The sequence below is a fragment of the Methylosinus sporium genome, from assembly GCF_003113265.1.
GTDB classification, from domain to species: Bacteria; Pseudomonadota; Alphaproteobacteria; order Rhizobiales; family Beijerinckiaceae; genus Methylosinus; species Methylosinus sporium.
In genome coordinates, this window is record NZ_PUIV01000006.1 from 16379 (window position 1) to 31442 (window position 15064).

A 15064-nucleotide genomic window follows, 5' to 3' on the forward strand; every position below is an offset into this window, starting at 1 on the left:
TTCTGGCGCGATGGTCGATCGCAACCAAGACACAGCCAAGAAAGCCCTCCCATGCCGTGCGGAAAAGAGAGATTTTTCACGGGCGAGAGCCCCTATGTTTTCGATCCAAAGCCGCATATCGGCGGAACCGGACAGGAGTCCAAGGGCCGGTTCGGAGCGCCGACGCCGGCCGAGGTCGACCGGATGCTGGCGGAATTCATCGACGCCCCGTCCATGGATTTCCGAGAGAGCGTGCGCCATGCGCTCGAGGATTTCGTTACGCGGCGCCGGGATGGCCTCGCCGGCCTGCTCTTGGCGCTTTCGGTCGGCACCGGGGCGACGCTGCCGACCGCCGAGAACGGCCTGCAATGCGCCCCGACGATGCTCGTCTATCTCTACATCCTGCCGACCGATGACGCCTTGGCGATGACGCCGGCGGCCCGGTGAGACATTCCCTCGTGCATCACGAATAGGAGACGTGACACATGGCGACGATCTATCTGCTGTCCTTTGCGCTCGCCGCGAACCTCTGCGGCGCCAACGCCTATCTCACCGCCGCCAGCCTCGAAGAGCGCGGCGAGCACATCCGCGCGCGCCGCAGGCGGTTCGCCTTCATCGCCGCGAGCACCGCGGTGCTCACTCTGGCCTATGTCGCCGGACGGCTGGACTGATGCTCACGATCAACGCCGGCGCGAACAACGCGGCGCTGGAGTCGGCCGCTCATATCGTCGACGAGGCCGCCGCAGCGCTCGGCGGACAAGATGCTCCAGGCGTCGCGGAGCTGCGCGATGCCAGCGTAAAAATCCGCGCGCTCATCAGCAACCCTCACAGCAAAGGAAAAGCGATGTCTGAGACAATGAATGGGCCGGCGCCGAGCGATATCGTGTCGTCTTTGAAAGCGCGCGTGGCGGAACTTGAGGGCGAACTCGCCGAGTCGCAGCATTATCGAGTCAAAGAAGTGGAGGAATTCAGAGCCGCGCTCGCCGCATCACGGCGGCAGGTGGAGGCGATGAAGGAGGCGCTGGACGAGATCGAGGGGCTATCGCGCCACCTTCGCCATGGCGGTTGCGATGCGTCGGACTTGGCTGGATTGGAAGAAGGCTTGTCACAAGCTGTCGGCCTTGCGCACGATGCCCTCTCCGCCCTCGATGCGCCAAAGCCAAGCGCCGCGATCACGGATGAAGAGGTCGAGCACGCGGCGATGCGCTCAATCGGCCTTGATCCACAAGGCCATGGGGCGAGCTACACGCTGGGCGATCGACAAAAAGAGATGATGCGCTCCGCGCTGCAAGCGTTTCTCGACAGGATGGCGAAATGAGCAACATGCCAGCCATTATCGTGACGGCATTCGCCGCTGTCGTGTCGATTGTCTGCGCTCGTCGCGCCGCCCGTCGCGTCGATGAATTGACGCGGCAGTTTCATGAGACGGAGATCGATAGATGACCATCGCCCGCGCTGAGATCGACGAGCTGGTAGCATTTTGCCGGCGAGAAGCAGAAGTGCACGACTGCGCATTTTTCGAAGAATTTAGAGACGCCGCTCGCCGCGCCCTCGCGATTGCGGAGAAGCTGCCGGGGATGGTGGAGGAACTAGAGCTTCTTTCGGCGAGAGACGGCGTTGTCTGCATCGACGGATTCTTCTCATTCTCAGAGAGAGCAAGAGAGCTTGCGGTCGCCCGCGCTGCCGGCAAGGCAGAGGGGATCGAAGAGGCGGCGAAGGTCATAGATGCTGCCGCTGCGGACGCACGGACAAAAGCTGACGAGGCCATGAAGGATTGCGCGCTATCGCCAGCGTTCGCCGCCGAGGCGGCGCGCGCTCCGTTCCAAGCGGCCGAGCGTGCTTTGCGGATTGCCGCCGCCGCGATCCGCGCGCTTGGAGGGAAGTAGGATGACACGAGAACTCGACGCGGCCGAGCGCCGCAAATCATCGCTGCGCCGCTCGCTCGAAATGTTCGCCGATGCGCTTGCCGACGAGCGCGCGAAAGATACCGGCATTCTGCGCACGCCGGAGACCGATCGCGAAGTCGCCGAGACGATCGTCGCGAATTGTCTCACGAAGGATATTACCGACGTTGCGATGATGGAAGGGCCGCGCGCCATCGCCGCCCCTCGCGCCGCCGATGGAGAGGTGAAGCATGGTTGAGCGCTACAGAACGGCGGCTGGTTCGACTGTCGAAGTGAGTGGAGAGTTCCGCGGGATCTTCGAGATCACCTTCGACTGGTTAGAAGAAGGCGCCTGCATCGAAGTGCGCAGCTCGGTGACTGTCGATCTGCGCGACGAGCCGAGGCTGTATTGGCGCTGCGATTGCCATGGGGAGCGGTCGGCGCCGCTTGTGCCGATCATCTGCGAAGAGGTGAAGCAGTGACCGCGACCCTCACCCTACGGGAGCGCGTGCTCGCGAGACATGCGCTCGGGCTCGACGGCCGGCGCCGGCGCTCCTACCGCAATCACTACGTCGTCGGATCTGGCGATGATCATGCGGCATGGCTCGGGATGGCCGAGCGCGGGCTCGCGAGGCGGCGCCAAGGAAGTGATCTGTTCGGCGGGGACGATTGTTTTTGGCTTACCCGCGCCGGCGCCGAGGCGGCGCTAAATCCTGGCGAGGATCTGGACGAAGAGGACTTTCCGCGATGACGACTCCCGACGCGAAGCGCCTCGCCGACAAATATTGCAGCTCGGACGGAGGTCCGCCCGATAGCGGCTCGGAAGCGCCCCAGACGAGCGCAGAGCGCGCTTGGCGCGATTATGCGGAGAGCGTCCACCGCGTTTTGCGGAAATCATCGATCGCGAAGACTGAGGACGGCAGGCTCGCGCTGTTCGGATTTGAACGAATTGGCGACGCCATTGCTGAGGATGAAAAGCGAGCGAGGAATCGCAGATGAGCCGCTCCCCGATCGACGTGCTCTTTGGCCACGCCGACATGCGCTGCACGATCTGCGGCGCGCCTGCCGGCGCCTGCTCATGCTGGACGCGCTGCGCGTGCGGCTGGACTTATGAGACCGGGAAGGCGTGCCGCAATCCGAATTGCACGGTGTCGCCGCGCGTGACGATCGTATGCCCGACATGCGGGCGCTCGAAGCACATGCTGCCCGATCCATCCGACCCGCCGAGGACGGCACGCATCCTCCTGGATTGTCCGAAGTGCATCCGCGGCGCGACGACCACGATTGAATATTTCGACGCAGAAGGGAACGAGATCGATGGGTGAGGCATTCGAAAAGCGCCCTCCGAAGCATCCCTGGCGGGACTATCTCACCGCGGAAGAGCGGGACGTCCTAAAGGCTGCGGACGCCGCTCGGGACGAATGGGCGAGGCTCAACGCCGCTCGCGCCACAATCACGAATAGGGCAATTCAGCGCGCGAAATACGCGGCTGAGAAGGAAAGGAAAGCCGCCAATGGGTGAGGCGAAGCGCAAACGCGCAGCGGCCCTCGAGCGCGGCCCATGGCCCGGCGGCCCTGGCCGCTGTCCGGTATGCCTCTCGACGCGCGTCATGACCTGCGACACGCCCGAGGCGGTCGAGTTCTATGGGCGCAAGCTCACGGTCTGCCGCTGCGGCGCTGCATGGGAGCCGATCGACGAGTCCGCCATCATGGACCGCGACGACGAGACCAGCAGCTTCACGAAGCCTTGCGACAACTGCGCATTTCGTCCGGGCTCGCCGGAACAGGCCGACAAGGCGAAGTGGGGAGAGCTGATTGCGAGCCTCAAAGCCGGCGGCTCGTTTCATTGCCACAAGGGCGTGCCGATAGCGCCGGAAAGCAAAGACGGATTTGCGTATCCGAGTGAGCGCCGCAAGCTGCGTTTTTGTCGCGGCTATCTCGACGCGCTCGGGAAGTGGTGGAAGCTTGAAAGGGAAGCGCTATGAGCAAGAAGCGACTTCACAATACAGCGGCCGAGCACGGTGATCCATTTCCCTACAAGGGGCCTCTCCGCCGGATCGACGGCCGAGCGCCCTTCAATCATTACCTCTGGCCGCTCCATGACGACTGGTTCTGGGCCTACAACGATTTAGGTCGGCGGTTCTCCAGCACATGGAACTTTTCCGTTGTCGCTCTCGCTGACGGCCGCTGGATTGTTGAGGGGTTCGTCAAAGACGACGAGTCAGCCATGGAGTTTTTTCGGTCCCGCGAAACGGCATTGCGGACGGCCGCGGCGCGCCTGATCCGAATGATCCGTCGCGCGCGGCGATGGACAGGGCACAATCACGTTTCGGCGAAGGACTATCCTCTCCTCATCGCATGGACGCTCGAAATGGTCGGCAGGCCTGCCCGCAAGGTTTTCATCGCTCCGCCACCACCGCCGCCGCCCCTTCCTCCGCCCACGACATTGCTTGAGATCATGGAGCGCGCCCCATGACGAAAGAGTTCGGACACAAATACGCGACGGTGCGCGACGCGACTGGGCAGAGCTTTCACATCGACGCTTGGGGCACTGGTCCATTCGTGATCTGTGTCGGCGGGAAAGCATTTCGGTTCGAAGATAGCGACCGCTTCGGCCCCTATCTCGTCAGCGCGCGCGGCGACGTGCTGGACAAGCAACCGTCGGAGCGCTCGCCGTTCTGGCGCGCGCATCGGATTTGGGCGAGGCAGGGGCGGCGTCTCGAAGGCGAGGTCTGCATTTGGGATGAGCCGAAGCCGACGAAGGTCGTGAAGATCTCCGGGCGCAGGGCTTTCGTCGTCGATTACGGCGAAGAGGACGGCGAGACGATCGTCGTGGAGGATGAGGCGGCGCGGACCGCGATCATCGCGAAGCTCATAAAGGAAAAGCCGTGAACGATGATCCCCCGAAAACACCGCCGATAATCGAGCAGAGATTCATCGCCGGCGTCAACGTCGTCGATATCGGCGATGTCCGAGTGTCGCGAGGACTATCTCGCCGTCCATTCTCTTTGTGCCATCATCGGCGGCTCGCCTATGATGAAAAAGAGCGGCGCGTGTGGTGCCAGGACTGCGAAACGGACGTGGAGCCGTTTGACGCTTTCCGGCTGCTCGTCGAGCAAATGCATAGGGCGACCGCCGAACTTGAGCGCCAAGCGACCGAGCTTAACGAAGCAATGGCATTCCAAGCGCGCCAGATCGCGACGAAGAAACTCGACAAGGCATGGCGCTCGAGGACGATGGTCCCGGCGTGCCCACACTGCAACAACGGGCTGTTCCCGGAGCATTTCAAAGACGGGCTTGCGATGCTCGGCAGGGATTACGCCGAAGCGCGATTGAAGAATCGAAAGCCATGACCGCGCGCCTCCCGTGCTGCGTCCCGTTCTGCCGGCGGACGCGCGGCCCGCGCAAGGGCGACCGATATCCGATCGAAGAGGGGATGGACTGGATTTGCGCGACGCACTGGCGATTAGTCCATCCGGCCGCGAAGAGGCTTCAAAAGCGCGCCACCGCGGCATTCGATAGGCTGGACGAAAAACACGACGCCATGCAGCGACTAGGCCACTCGCTCGATATCGTGTCGCCGACATTCTATGACGAGCTCCACAAGGTCGCATATCGGCGCGAGCTGAAATTGAGGCAAGCGCGGCGCGCGTGGGAACGATGCAAGCGCCAAGCGATCGAACGGGGGACGGGGATTTGAGCGCCGCCGGCATTTCGCGAGAGGACGTCGAGGCCTTGGTCCTGCATTGCATCGACCAGGGCCGGGGGACGCGCGCGCAAATCGAGCGCCAAGCGAACCGCCATAATCCAGGCGATCCGGGCGGTAATTTCTCGGCCGTCAATGCGGCGCTCGAAAGGATGAAAAAGCGACGCGTAATCTATTTCTCCAAAGTCCGGCGCATGTGGTTCCGTCGCCGCGAGCCCTGAAACGCATTTTTCCGGCATCATGATCATCCCGGATTGTGCGGCCTGCAGAAGCGGCCTAGGTATATCGGGCGCCAGACCTGCGCTTTCGTAAATATCTAATTTAAAATCATATGCTTGCGAGGGGCGCAATCCATGCTCGTCGACAATTCAGCGATCACTAACGCCGCAAACGACGTCATGGCGCTCGGCGCGCTGCTGATCATCATGTTTTTGCTCGGCGTCGGCGCCGGCTATTCCTGGCGGGAGATGATCGGCCGGAGACGGCGGCGCTATCTGGCCGGCCCAGCGCCGGCGGCGTGCCCGTGGTGGAGCACAATATCTAAGAGGATTCCCAAATGGCATTTTTCCAAGTCATCCGCCCGTCAAAGACGACAAGCCAGCACGAAGCGCCCGACGCTATAGGCGCGGTCAGAGCAGCCTACCGCGGCGATCTGAGGGACGGCGAGGCAGACGAGCGCGGCTATGCGCAGGTCCGGCAATACGGGTCGTCACCTTTCGCGCCAGCGTCGCGCGAGCGCGTGCAGGTGGTAAATCTGTCGACAGGCGCGGCTGAATTTATCGACGTCGCCCGGTCTCTGATCGCAAAGCGGGAGAGCGAGGAGTCGATCGCGCGAGACTATATCGAGACAATGGGGCTCGACGGCGACTCACCGACGCAGGCCCGGCTACTGTCCGATTTGACCCTCGAGCATCTCGCCGACGATGTGCTCTGGCGCCGTAAGTTGGCGGGTAAGCCGACGTCTGCGTATGTGTCGCGGACTGCTCTGATAGAGGAGCTCTATAAGCTGCTCAAGCGCTACTATAACTATCGGTAGATGCTATGTCTGTTCAAGACGATTTTCGCGCGCTCAAGAACCGCGTCGGGTCTATCGATCGGCTCAAGCGATATATCTCCGAGTGGTTGCTCTCGGTTACTGTGTGTATTTCTGAGGATGGTCGGATATGGATTGCCACAGCCCAGTCTACCGGATGGCTAAGCGACGAGAGAGTTGCGGAATTCGTGGAATGGTATAAGGCAAATTATCCGGGCCAAGGCGCCGACTGAAGCGCAAAAATCCACAAATAACGCAAAAACGGCGCGTCGCTATTGCATGGCGCGCCGTTTTTTCGTATAAAAAGGGCGTCGGGCAATTCCGCTCGACGACTGGAGTCCGAAGATGAGCATCAAGCTCAAAATCGAACTTCGGTGGGGGAAATGGAGACTAGCCCTCTCCATTTCCTTCTAGTCCGAAGGGGCCGGGGGTGGGGCGCAAGCCTCATCCCCGGTTCCGAAGGGGAAGATACGCCGGCCTCGGGGAAAATCAATGACGAATGAGGAGCTCATCGCTCTGCGGAAGCGGCTCGGATTGACGCAGGTGGAAATGGCCGACCGCATGGGGCTGTCAACGCGCGCGCTACAGGTGATCGAGGCCGGCGAATCGCTTCGGGGGCTGCACGTCGCGGCCGCCGAGAGGGTCGCGCTGGCGGTCGCCGTCGAGCGCGGTGACCCTATGCTCGCGCCGGTGACGATCAGACGAGAGGCGCTCGAGCTGGCGCGGATGGTGACGGGGTGATCCCGACCAATCGACAAAAAGCCCCGACGCCGAAGCGCCGGGGCGGTGATCGTCAAGTGACGCCGCCCATGTCCCTTACGTCGCCGCCCAGGCCCGTTTCCATCGGCCCGGGCCGCTCCTCGAGGAAAGCCATATCTCGCGCATCGGCGGCGCTGCGGCGGGCGCGCTCTATCGCTCGGCGCAGATTGTCGGGGAGCTCGCGCTCGAGCAGCGCGTCCAGCTCGCCCACCACTGCGGCGAGGTCGGCGGCCAGGACGGGCATGATGACGGCCGCCGCGCCGGCTATCGGGCGTTTTCCAACAGCGTGAGCCGGCGGTCGAGTCCATCCATGCGCGCGTCGCCGGCGGCCAGCTGTGTGAGGATGTCGGTCTGTTTCTCGAGTTCGGCCTCGCTCTTGTCGAGCCTCTTGGCCAAATCGGTCGAACTCTTGTCGAGCCGCTCGTTGACGCTGCGCAGGTCGTATCGCATCTGAGCGAAGACGAGCAGGCCGCCGGCGGCGATCGTCGCGATTTGGATCAAATCGCCGACGCGGATCGAGTAGTCTATCGACATCCCCAAGGTCATTTTTCGAGCCCTCACCTCTCCCGTCGCGCCTCAATCGGCGCTGAATTTTCCCCGCACGTCGTCGTAAAAGGCGCCGTCGCTCTCGAGGCGCCGATTTGCCGCCGCGTGGTCGGCTCGCTCGGCGGCGAGGGCGGCCTTGGCCCCGGAGCCGGCGCCGATCGGCCGCAGCGGCACGGGCGCGCCGAATCCCGCGGGCGCGGGCGGAAGGTGACGCTTACCGCCCGATGTCCCGCAGCCGGCGAGCGTCATCGCGAGACAGAGGGCAGTCGCCGCTCTTGGCGAGCATTTTCGCATAGTCCGCCACCTTTCGTTGATCCGCGGCGCGTTGGCGCTCCGCCGTTTCGATTCTGGCCTTCGCCGCGCTCGCGACCTCATTCGCCGCGCGGATATCCTCTTGCAAGGCGTCGACCTGCGCGCGCAGCTCGGCGCTCCTATCCTGCCGGGCGCGCAGGCTATAGCCGCCGTCGAAACAGCCGAGGCCGATCGCGGCGGCGAACAGGGCCTTGCCGATCGGCGCGCCGGCGACGGGGATATAGGCGCGCGCGGCGAGCCCGCCGGCGGCGCAGAGCAGCGCCAGCACAGCGAAGCGATGGTCGGCGGCGAATGTCAAAACGTCGCCGATCGCAGAGAATAGACCGAACATGATGCGTGTCCCTGCCGTTGAGTGATGGCGCTCTAGCGTTGATTATGAGCGCGATTGCTTTGACTATCGGCGCCGCGGCGCGGACAGCCGCTCGGCGACGCAAAACGCCGCCGCGACGACGACGACGATGACGATGAAAGGGACCGCCAAGATGCGTCCGAGCATGTCGCGGATCACAGCAAGCGCCAGATCAGCGAGACCGCGCCGCAGACGACGACGGACGCCAGCACGATGATGACGGCCGCCGCGCCCGCGTTGCCCAGAAGAGCGTGGAGCTCCGGCATAGTCACCTCCCGATGTTGAGCCCCGACGCGGCGTCGTCGACGCGCGCCGCTTTGACGAGCGCAGCGCCACGCCACGCGCGCCAGACGAAATAAGCGGCGACGGCGGAGAGGGCGACGACGGCGAGCAGCGGCCAATAGGTGCGCAGCGCCTCGAGCGTCGAGACGCCGCTCTGGACGGCCGTCGCTGCCTCCTGCGCCTGATCGGCGACGTCTTTGACCTGAGAGAGCGCCGCCGTCGCTCCGCCGATCGAGGCGAGCGAGCCGACAACGCCCTGTTGCGCCTGGTCGGCCCCCTTGATCGTGCGCGAGCCCGCGGCGCGCAGATAAGCGGTCGAGACGTCTTCGCCCTCGGCGTGAGTCGGCGCGGCGGCGTGCTGCGGCTCGCGGTCCAGATGATTGTCTCCCGTGGCCGCGATGAATTGCGCGCGCTCGGTCTTGCGCCGGCCGATGATCTCCTTCGGCTTGCTCCAAAGGAGGAAGGCGTCAGCGGCGCCCGCATAATCATAAGCGTTGAGGCGCTTCACGACGCTCGAATTCGCGAAGCCTTTGCAACCGATATTGAAGCAGAGCGAGACGAGCGCGTCGAACTGGCCTTGCGTAAGCGGCGCGCGAATGGAGTCGTTCACCGTGCGCTCATACTGGCCGAGATCGCGCGAGAGGATTTCGTCGACCTCGGCCTTCGAGACGACGAGACCGGGCGTCACGACGGGAGCGCCGGCCGCCGAAGTGTGCCCGACGCCGATCGTCCAGACGCCGACGCTATCGCGATAGGCTTTCGTCTTGCTGCCCTCGCGACGGATCAATTGCGCGCGGCCGCCCGCGCTCATTCGCATGGTCATGTTTCACCTTTTGGAAAGCGCGCATCGGCGCGCGGGAGCGCTCGCGATCGGCGAGCGAATGCCTGCAATTCAGCGAGATTTCACGGGGCCGTCACGAAAGGCGGCGCTGTCCGATACGGATTGGTCATGTCGAGAGACGCCTCGAGCCCGAAGCGCCACGCACTATAGGCAGCGAGCTTTTGCCGCTCGTCGGTTGTGACGTCCCGGCTGATGTAGATCAGCTCGGATATGGCGCCGTCGAATGGAGTTACCGGATTTCCATTCGATAGACCGGCCCCGATACTGAGCGCCGCGGACAGCGTGCGCGGTGTCCCGCCGGGCGTGACGGACCCGGAGCCGGCGTCGTTGAGATACGCGGTCAGCACCTTGGTCGGCGACGTCTGATGCACGGCGGCCGCGATAAATGGAGCGCCTGCCGAAATGCTTGTCGTCGTCGCCGCGAGAGCGACCGCGCCTGATGTGTTAAATGCGACCGTCTCGATTTTGTTCGACGCACTGACACGCAATAGCTGCGCCTGCCTACCGAGCACTTCGTCATCCGCCGCCGCGAGGATTTTGAGAGTTCCGAGCGCGGTCTTTTTTGCGACGATCTGCACCGTCCATGCCGCAGGGTGCGCGACGGGCGCGGTCGCCAGAAAATCATTCACGCCGTCGCAAACCGCGCCGGGATTGCCGCCAATCGCCGTCGCCGAATAGGTCGGCTGTGCGCCGCTCACCGATGATGCGGAGAGCGAGCCGACGAGCGATGACCAAGACGTGATGTAGGGCGACGAGATCATGATGCTGGAGGACACGCGCGCGTCGAATTGAGCGAACGGCGGCGCTCCTAGATCGCTGACAACCCACAGCTCGATTGCATTGCTCGCGCGCGCGCCGACGCGATAGGTGATGGCGGCGCCCTCGTAGGCCGCCGTCATCGTCCAGGTCTGAGACGTCGCGCCGATGATCGCGACGCCATCGGCATACCACTGGCCGCCCGCGACACTGGCCGCGTAGACAGCGCCCGCGTAGCCGCCTCCCGATTGGATCGAGATCACGGGAGTGGGCCCGCGCTGATGCATGACGGCGATGTTCGAAAGCGACAGACCGAGACCGAGCATGTGCCCCTCCTTACGCCGGGATGAGCGGGAGGGGATGGATTGGGAAGCGCCCCGTGCGCGCCGCTTGACCGGTCAGCGTGAGGCTTCCGGGGCTCCCCGCCGTCACCGTGTCGATCGCGTTATTGGCGCTCAGAGGCCACGACAGAGCGGCATCGGGGAGCTCATACGAGATCATCTTCAACGGTAGCGCCGACGACGGCAGATGCGACGCCAGTTCAGCGCCGGAGCCGTTCCCGAGATGGACATTCGCGACTGACGCGCTCGCTGCCGTGAAATCGCCGTAGTAGACCCATTTCGGAATCCATATCCCCGTCTTGAACCAGAACATATTTCCCGGAAGCGCGAGATCGGCGATGAGCTGCGTCGCAAATTCGCCCGAGGAGTCGACGCGCATATTGTTGGTCTGGCGCGCCGTGATCGGGTAGCTGTTGGCATGGCCGGAGTCCGCTGCGCCGATCGTCTCGATGACAAAGAGCGTCCCCGTGTTTTGGTGCATGATGATGTCGCCGATGGAGAATGCGACCGCGGCGTTGTTCTGGAGCGCATTCGCGTAATTGAACGTCAGGACATCATTTGTGAACGAATGCGCGACGACGACGACCGATGCATTCGACATTTCGAATTGCATGTGCGGAACAGCACGGCCGAACCGCCATTGCTTGCCTTGGTTGTCGATAAATCCTGTGTTCCACTGCGACAGCTGCTTGACGACGCCGCCGAACTCGACCGTGTCGAACAGCGCGTCGGGGCCGTCGCGCGTGACCGAATGGCTGAAATCAGGATTGACCCAGGTCCGGCCCATTTTGTTTCGCGCGATGGCGTGGCCGAAGTCCAGCGGCGTGCGCGGGAGACCGACGAAAGCGCCCGCCGCATAATTGACCGCCTGCCGCATCGCGGCGGTCTGGTGAGACGCCGGCAGATCGATAGCGCCGATGATGTAGCCGCCCTCTACGATGCATTCGCCGCCGGTCGTCAGCGAGGTAAGCCGCTCTGTTGCGACAATGCCGGGATTTCGCAAGCGCACGGTCGGCGCATATTTTCCGGTTCCATTGTGGATGAGCGCGGGCGGAATCCATCTATGTTCAGATGCGTCGCACTGGTAATTCCAATTATCGAGGATCACCTCCGGCGAGAGCACGCTGGCCCCGACAATCTCGCCGATGCGCACAGAGCCCTCGGCGTACCAATTGCTCATCGTGATGGGGCCGGCCTGCGCGATATTGAGCTTGAACGCTTGGTAGCACTGGCCTCCAGCGATGTTTTCGAGCGGTCCATCGATCGTCCCGGCGCCGACGCCGAAACTCACGTTGTCGAGCAGCGTGTGGTAAAAGACGCAGTTCAGATTGCGGATTTCGTTGTTCCTCGCCTGCGTATTGCAGATCGCGATGTTCACGATGTTGCGCGAGAAAACGATGTCGGTGATTTTGATGAAGTCGCCGTTCCCGTCGCCGTTCGGGGAGTCGATGATCCCGACCGGGAATCCATGGATGTCGAGATCAAAAATGCGGCCGTCGCTGGAGCCGCCTTTTCCGTACTGCGTCGTTCCGATTCCTGTCCAATCTGGATAGGTCACGGTCGGATAATGGTCGGCCGGCTGCGCACCCTTATAGGCGTCGATCGCGATAGCGCAGAGCGGGGAATGGCGTTGCAATCCGCCGGGATTGTCGCCGGACGGAGTCCATGCAGGATCGAGCCAATCGGCGGGGTCGGCCGAATAATTGTAGAGCCTGCCGCCCTCTGGTCCGAAGATGTAGCGCTCGATGTAGCCGTAATTCAGCCCGATGATCGCGAAGCCGTGGATCATGAATTCGCGCCCGGCCTGGACATTGATCGCCGGCCGATCGCTGTTGGCGAAAATCATCACCGCGCCGACGCCCTGCCCAACATAGCCGGGGCGCATCATGTGATAGGACGTCAGCTCGATCGACGCGATCGACGTCCCGTAACCGAGGTGGATCGTGTCGTAGTAGCGGGCTTTGCCTACTGGCATATTCACGCGCCGGAATCCGAACCGAAGCGCATCGTCCACGGCCGCCTGCAGCATGGGCGCGTTGTCCGTCCCGGTCATCGTCATGACGCCGGTCGAATAATCGACGCTCCAGGCGCCATCCATGACCATTCCGTAGATGCCGGCGCCGATCGCGCCATCGCTCGGCACATATTCCCACCACGCGCCGTCTGCATCCTGCGTCGACAGCGGCCGCCCCGACGCGCCGCGCCGGAACACGGCGCCCCAGCCTGGATCGCCATAAGACGTGTGTCCAGTCACGACGATGCGCGTAATCGAAGCCGGGACATGCGTCGACGGCAGCTGCGCCAGCGTGATTTGCGGTTCGAGCGGGACCACTTGCCCGGTGATTTTCTTCCACGCCCCGCCGCTGAACAGCGCCCAGTCGCCGACCGCCCATGACGACTCGCCGTCGAGCGCCGTGGAGCCGGCCGTCGAGACGATGCGATAGTGACCATTCGTGCCCGTGCCAGACGCGAGTGTCGGGGAGTTGGTCGACGCATTCCAGGAGCCGTCAGCGATGAGCGCGCCGCCGAGCGCCGATATCTGACTTTGCAGATTGGCGTCGGCAGCGCCGCGCGTGTTCGCTTCCGCCGTGTCGGCCGCCGCGCGCGCAGCCGCCTCGGCGGTGTCCGCCGCCGCACGCGCTGTTGCCTCGGCGGTGTCTCCAGCGATGCGATTGGCGGTCTCCGCCGCCAGCTGTGTGTCGAGATGCGCCAGCGTGCTGTCGTCGATCCAGCGCCAGCCGATCGGCGCCAGCGAGCCTGAAAAGACTCCGGAATTCGGCACTGTGCCGCCAACGACTGGATCAGTGTGTGTGCCGGGGTCGCCATGGACCTCGATCCGCTCGCCAGCTTTAGTAGGGGCATAGGTGGCCGCCGCCGCCCATGTCGCGAAGACGCGCCCGGCGCCAACGGCGAGCTGCGCGGCGACATTGGCCGCCGAGACTTTGCGCGGGCCCTGGAGGCCTATACCAGCATCTGTCAGCGCGAGAAAATAGTCGGCGCGTGAGGATTGCGGGAAATCGACTGCTCTCGGCATGATTTTTCCTCGTCAGATTTCAGCGTCTCAGGGCGCAATCGCTTCTGCGGCGTAGCAGACATGATTTTCGGTCTGCCAATGCACCAAGATGGCGACGATTTCGTCGGGTTCGGCGTCGAGCGTCTGGCCCGTGTCGGTAAATTCGCCGGGCGTGGATTCGATGAGGATGCGATAGGTGGTCATGTCAGTGTCCTCAAGCGTAGAGCAGCTCGCCGGTCACATCATTGGCGGCGACTGCGGTCGTGTCTGCGTCGCCGACCGCGCCGGTGATGGCGTAAGCGAGCCCGTTCGGAAACGACTGCCCATTGATCGAGACGATGTCGATGCGGCCGCCATTGGCCGCGATCGGATAGGTGGCGACAGGCATATCGGTTCCGACAGTCGGCGCGCTGGCCTTGTCGTACAGCTTCAAGAATTTCATCGCCGCCGATGTATTGGCGACGTGGATTTCGTAAAGCCTGCCCTCCGTCGCCTTGACCGAGGTCGCATTGGTGCTCGCGGCGGAGGCGACGCGCGCTCGCGTCATCGCGCCGATCGCGGAGCTCGCCGGAACGACGAGCCCGGAGAACGATATCGGGACCGGAGACGAGGTCACATTGCCGATGAACACATCCGACCGATTGAGCGGCGCGAACCGCAGCGCGGTGACGACGGTGACGGTCCCGGAGCCGTAGCTGCTCACGCGCGCGCGGAAATATTTTGCGACGCATGGAAACAGCAGAAGGTCTGTCAGCGTCGTCAGATATTGGGCAGAGTCGGACGCCGGCAGCAGCGGCGAATAGCCCGAAACAAAATACCAAGTGGAATTGTCGTTGCTGGCCTCATAGACGATGGTATTTCCAGCGCCGATCGAAGTGACCTGCAAAGCGAGACTTCCGAATCCCGAGACGTCCTGCGAAAACAGCACGGCCGCCGAGGTGACGGATGACGGTCCGATCGTGAGCATGTCACGCTGCGACACCGGGACGCGATTGGCGTCGGCCGGCGCGGTCGCCGAGAGCAGTGCGCCGAGACGCTGATAGATGCCGGAGAGCCAACCGCGAATGCCGGAGCCGCCCGAGGGCGCCGATATGCCGGTGCCGTCGACTCCATCCTGCGCCGGATCGATCACCGTCCCGTCGGCCTTGGCGAGCTGGCCGATGCGCTGGTAGGGACCGTCTCCGCTGCCGGACTCATCCCAACAGCGCTCGGTAAAATTCGCGCCAGCGCCATCCTTGATCGTCTTTGTCGCGAGTGCGCCCATG

At 63.5% G+C, this 15064-nt stretch carries 24 protein-coding genes; 16 read left to right on the top strand and 8 right to left on the bottom strand.

Features of this window, described 5'->3' with window-relative positions; all coding sequences use genetic code 11:
• Positions 1–51: 51 nt before the first annotated feature.
• The 16 genes from C5689_RS06080 to C5689_RS06170 all read left to right on the top strand — a co-directional run bounded on the left by C5689_RS06080 (position 52) and on the right by C5689_RS06170 (position 7341).
• Positions 52–426 carry a hypothetical protein gene (locus C5689_RS06080; protein WP_108916377.1) on the top strand — a complete coding sequence of 125 codons (375 nt, stop codon included), beginning with the start codon at positions 52–54 and terminating at the stop codon, positions 424–426.
• 38 nt (positions 427–464) lie between these two features.
• On the top strand, positions 465–650 hold the full coding sequence (locus tag C5689_RS06085; RefSeq protein ID WP_108916378.1) for a hypothetical protein: 186 nt from the start codon (positions 465–467) through the stop codon (positions 648–650).
• Positions 650–1297 carry a hypothetical protein gene (locus C5689_RS06090; protein WP_108916379.1) on the top strand — a complete coding sequence of 216 codons (648 nt, stop codon included), beginning with the start codon at positions 650–652 and terminating at the stop codon, positions 1295–1297. Before C5689_RS06085 ends, C5689_RS06090 begins: the two co-directional genes overlap by 1 nt.
• A gap of 121 nt (positions 1298–1418) precedes the next feature.
• Positions 1419–1865, top strand: coding sequence for a hypothetical protein (locus tag C5689_RS06095; RefSeq protein ID WP_108916380.1), 447 nt, complete (start codon positions 1419–1421; stop codon positions 1863–1865).
• A gap of 1 nt (position 1866) precedes the next feature.
• A complete protein-coding gene (locus C5689_RS06100; RefSeq protein ID WP_108916381.1) occupies positions 1867–2121 on the top strand; it encodes a hypothetical protein in 255 nt (84 codons plus the stop codon).
• Positions 2114–2344: a hypothetical protein gene (locus tag C5689_RS06105; RefSeq protein WP_108916382.1), complete on the top strand. Its 231-nt coding sequence runs from the start codon at positions 2114–2116 to the stop codon at positions 2342–2344. Before C5689_RS06100 ends, C5689_RS06105 begins: the two co-directional genes overlap by 8 nt.
• Positions 2341–2613, top strand: a complete 273-nt coding sequence (locus C5689_RS06110) for a hypothetical protein (RefSeq protein WP_108916383.1) — start codon at positions 2341–2343, stop codon at positions 2611–2613. Before C5689_RS06105 ends, C5689_RS06110 begins: the two co-directional genes overlap by 4 nt.
• A gap of 244 nt (positions 2614–2857) precedes the next feature.
• Positions 2858–3187, top strand: coding sequence for a hypothetical protein (locus C5689_RS06120; protein WP_108916385.1), 330 nt, complete (start codon positions 2858–2860; stop codon positions 3185–3187).
• A gap of 188 nt (positions 3188–3375) precedes the next feature.
• A complete protein-coding gene (locus C5689_RS06130; RefSeq protein WP_146188332.1) occupies positions 3376–3846 on the top strand; it encodes a hypothetical protein in 471 nt (156 codons plus the stop codon).
• The gene (locus C5689_RS06135; RefSeq protein WP_108916388.1) at positions 3843–4337 is read left to right on the top strand and encodes a hypothetical protein; all 495 of its coding nucleotides are present in this window, start codon (positions 3843–3845) and stop codon (positions 4335–4337) included. Before C5689_RS06130 ends, C5689_RS06135 begins: the two co-directional genes overlap by 4 nt.
• Positions 4334–4753 (top strand): hypothetical protein, encoded by a 420-nt coding sequence (locus tag C5689_RS06140; protein WP_108916389.1) that lies wholly within the window; start codon positions 4334–4336, stop codon positions 4751–4753. Before C5689_RS06135 ends, C5689_RS06140 begins: the two co-directional genes overlap by 4 nt.
• Entirely contained in the window at positions 4750–5214 is a 465-nt protein-coding gene (locus tag C5689_RS06145; protein ID WP_244594607.1) for a histidine phosphatase family protein, read from the top strand. Before C5689_RS06140 ends, C5689_RS06145 begins: the two co-directional genes overlap by 4 nt.
• Entirely contained in the window at positions 5211–5561 is a 351-nt protein-coding gene (locus C5689_RS06150; RefSeq protein ID WP_108916390.1) for a hypothetical protein, read from the top strand. Before C5689_RS06145 ends, C5689_RS06150 begins: the two co-directional genes overlap by 4 nt.
• The gene (locus C5689_RS06155) at positions 5558–5788 is read left to right on the top strand and encodes a hypothetical protein (RefSeq protein ID WP_108916391.1); all 231 of its coding nucleotides are present in this window, start codon (positions 5558–5560) and stop codon (positions 5786–5788) included. The genes C5689_RS06150 and C5689_RS06155 overlap by 4 nt, the downstream gene beginning before the upstream one ends.
• A 335-nt stretch (positions 5789–6123) precedes the next feature.
• Positions 6124–6603 (top strand): hypothetical protein, encoded by a 480-nt coding sequence (locus tag C5689_RS18145; protein WP_146188333.1) that lies wholly within the window; start codon positions 6124–6126, stop codon positions 6601–6603.
• A gap of 489 nt (positions 6604–7092) precedes the next feature.
• The gene (locus C5689_RS06170; protein ID WP_108916394.1) at positions 7093–7341 is read left to right on the top strand and encodes a helix-turn-helix domain-containing protein; all 249 of its coding nucleotides are present in this window, start codon (positions 7093–7095) and stop codon (positions 7339–7341) included.
• Between the two features lie 52 nt (positions 7342–7393).
• Here the strand turns inward: C5689_RS06170 and C5689_RS06175 are convergent, their stop codons facing one another.
• The 8 genes from C5689_RS06175 to C5689_RS06210 all read right to left on the bottom strand — a co-directional run bounded on the left by C5689_RS06175 (position 7394) and on the right by C5689_RS06210 (position 15063).
• Positions 7394–7603 (bottom strand): hypothetical protein, encoded by a 210-nt coding sequence (locus tag C5689_RS06175; protein WP_108916395.1) that lies wholly within the window; start codon positions 7601–7603, stop codon positions 7394–7396.
• A 20-nt stretch (positions 7604–7623) separates the two neighbouring features.
• Complete coding sequence (locus C5689_RS06180) at positions 7624–7905, bottom strand: hypothetical protein (protein ID WP_108916396.1); 282 nt, start codon at positions 7903–7905, stop codon at positions 7624–7626.
• Positions 7906–8119: 214 nt separating this feature from the next.
• A complete protein-coding gene (locus C5689_RS06190; protein WP_108916398.1) occupies positions 8120–8548 on the bottom strand; it encodes a hypothetical protein in 429 nt (142 codons plus the stop codon).
• A gap of 286 nt (positions 8549–8834) precedes the next feature.
• Positions 8835–9671, bottom strand: a complete 837-nt coding sequence (locus C5689_RS06195) for a lysozyme (protein WP_108916399.1) — start codon at positions 9669–9671, stop codon at positions 8835–8837.
• Between the two features lie 80 nt (positions 9672–9751).
• On the bottom strand, positions 9752–10771 hold the full coding sequence (locus C5689_RS06200) for a hypothetical protein (RefSeq protein ID WP_108916400.1): 1020 nt from the start codon (positions 10769–10771) through the stop codon (positions 9752–9754).
• Between the two features lie 10 nt (positions 10772–10781).
• Complete coding sequence (locus tag C5689_RS06205) at positions 10782–13820, bottom strand: hypothetical protein (protein WP_108916401.1); 3039 nt, start codon at positions 13818–13820, stop codon at positions 10782–10784.
• Between the two features lie 27 nt (positions 13821–13847).
• Complete coding sequence (locus tag C5689_RS18365) at positions 13848–14003, bottom strand: hypothetical protein (RefSeq protein WP_158271768.1); 156 nt, start codon at positions 14001–14003, stop codon at positions 13848–13850.
• Positions 14004–14013: 10 nt separating this feature from the next.
• Positions 14014–15063 (bottom strand): hypothetical protein, encoded by a 1050-nt coding sequence (locus C5689_RS06210; protein ID WP_108916402.1) that lies wholly within the window; start codon positions 15061–15063, stop codon positions 14014–14016.
• Position 15064 lies beyond the last annotated feature (1 nt).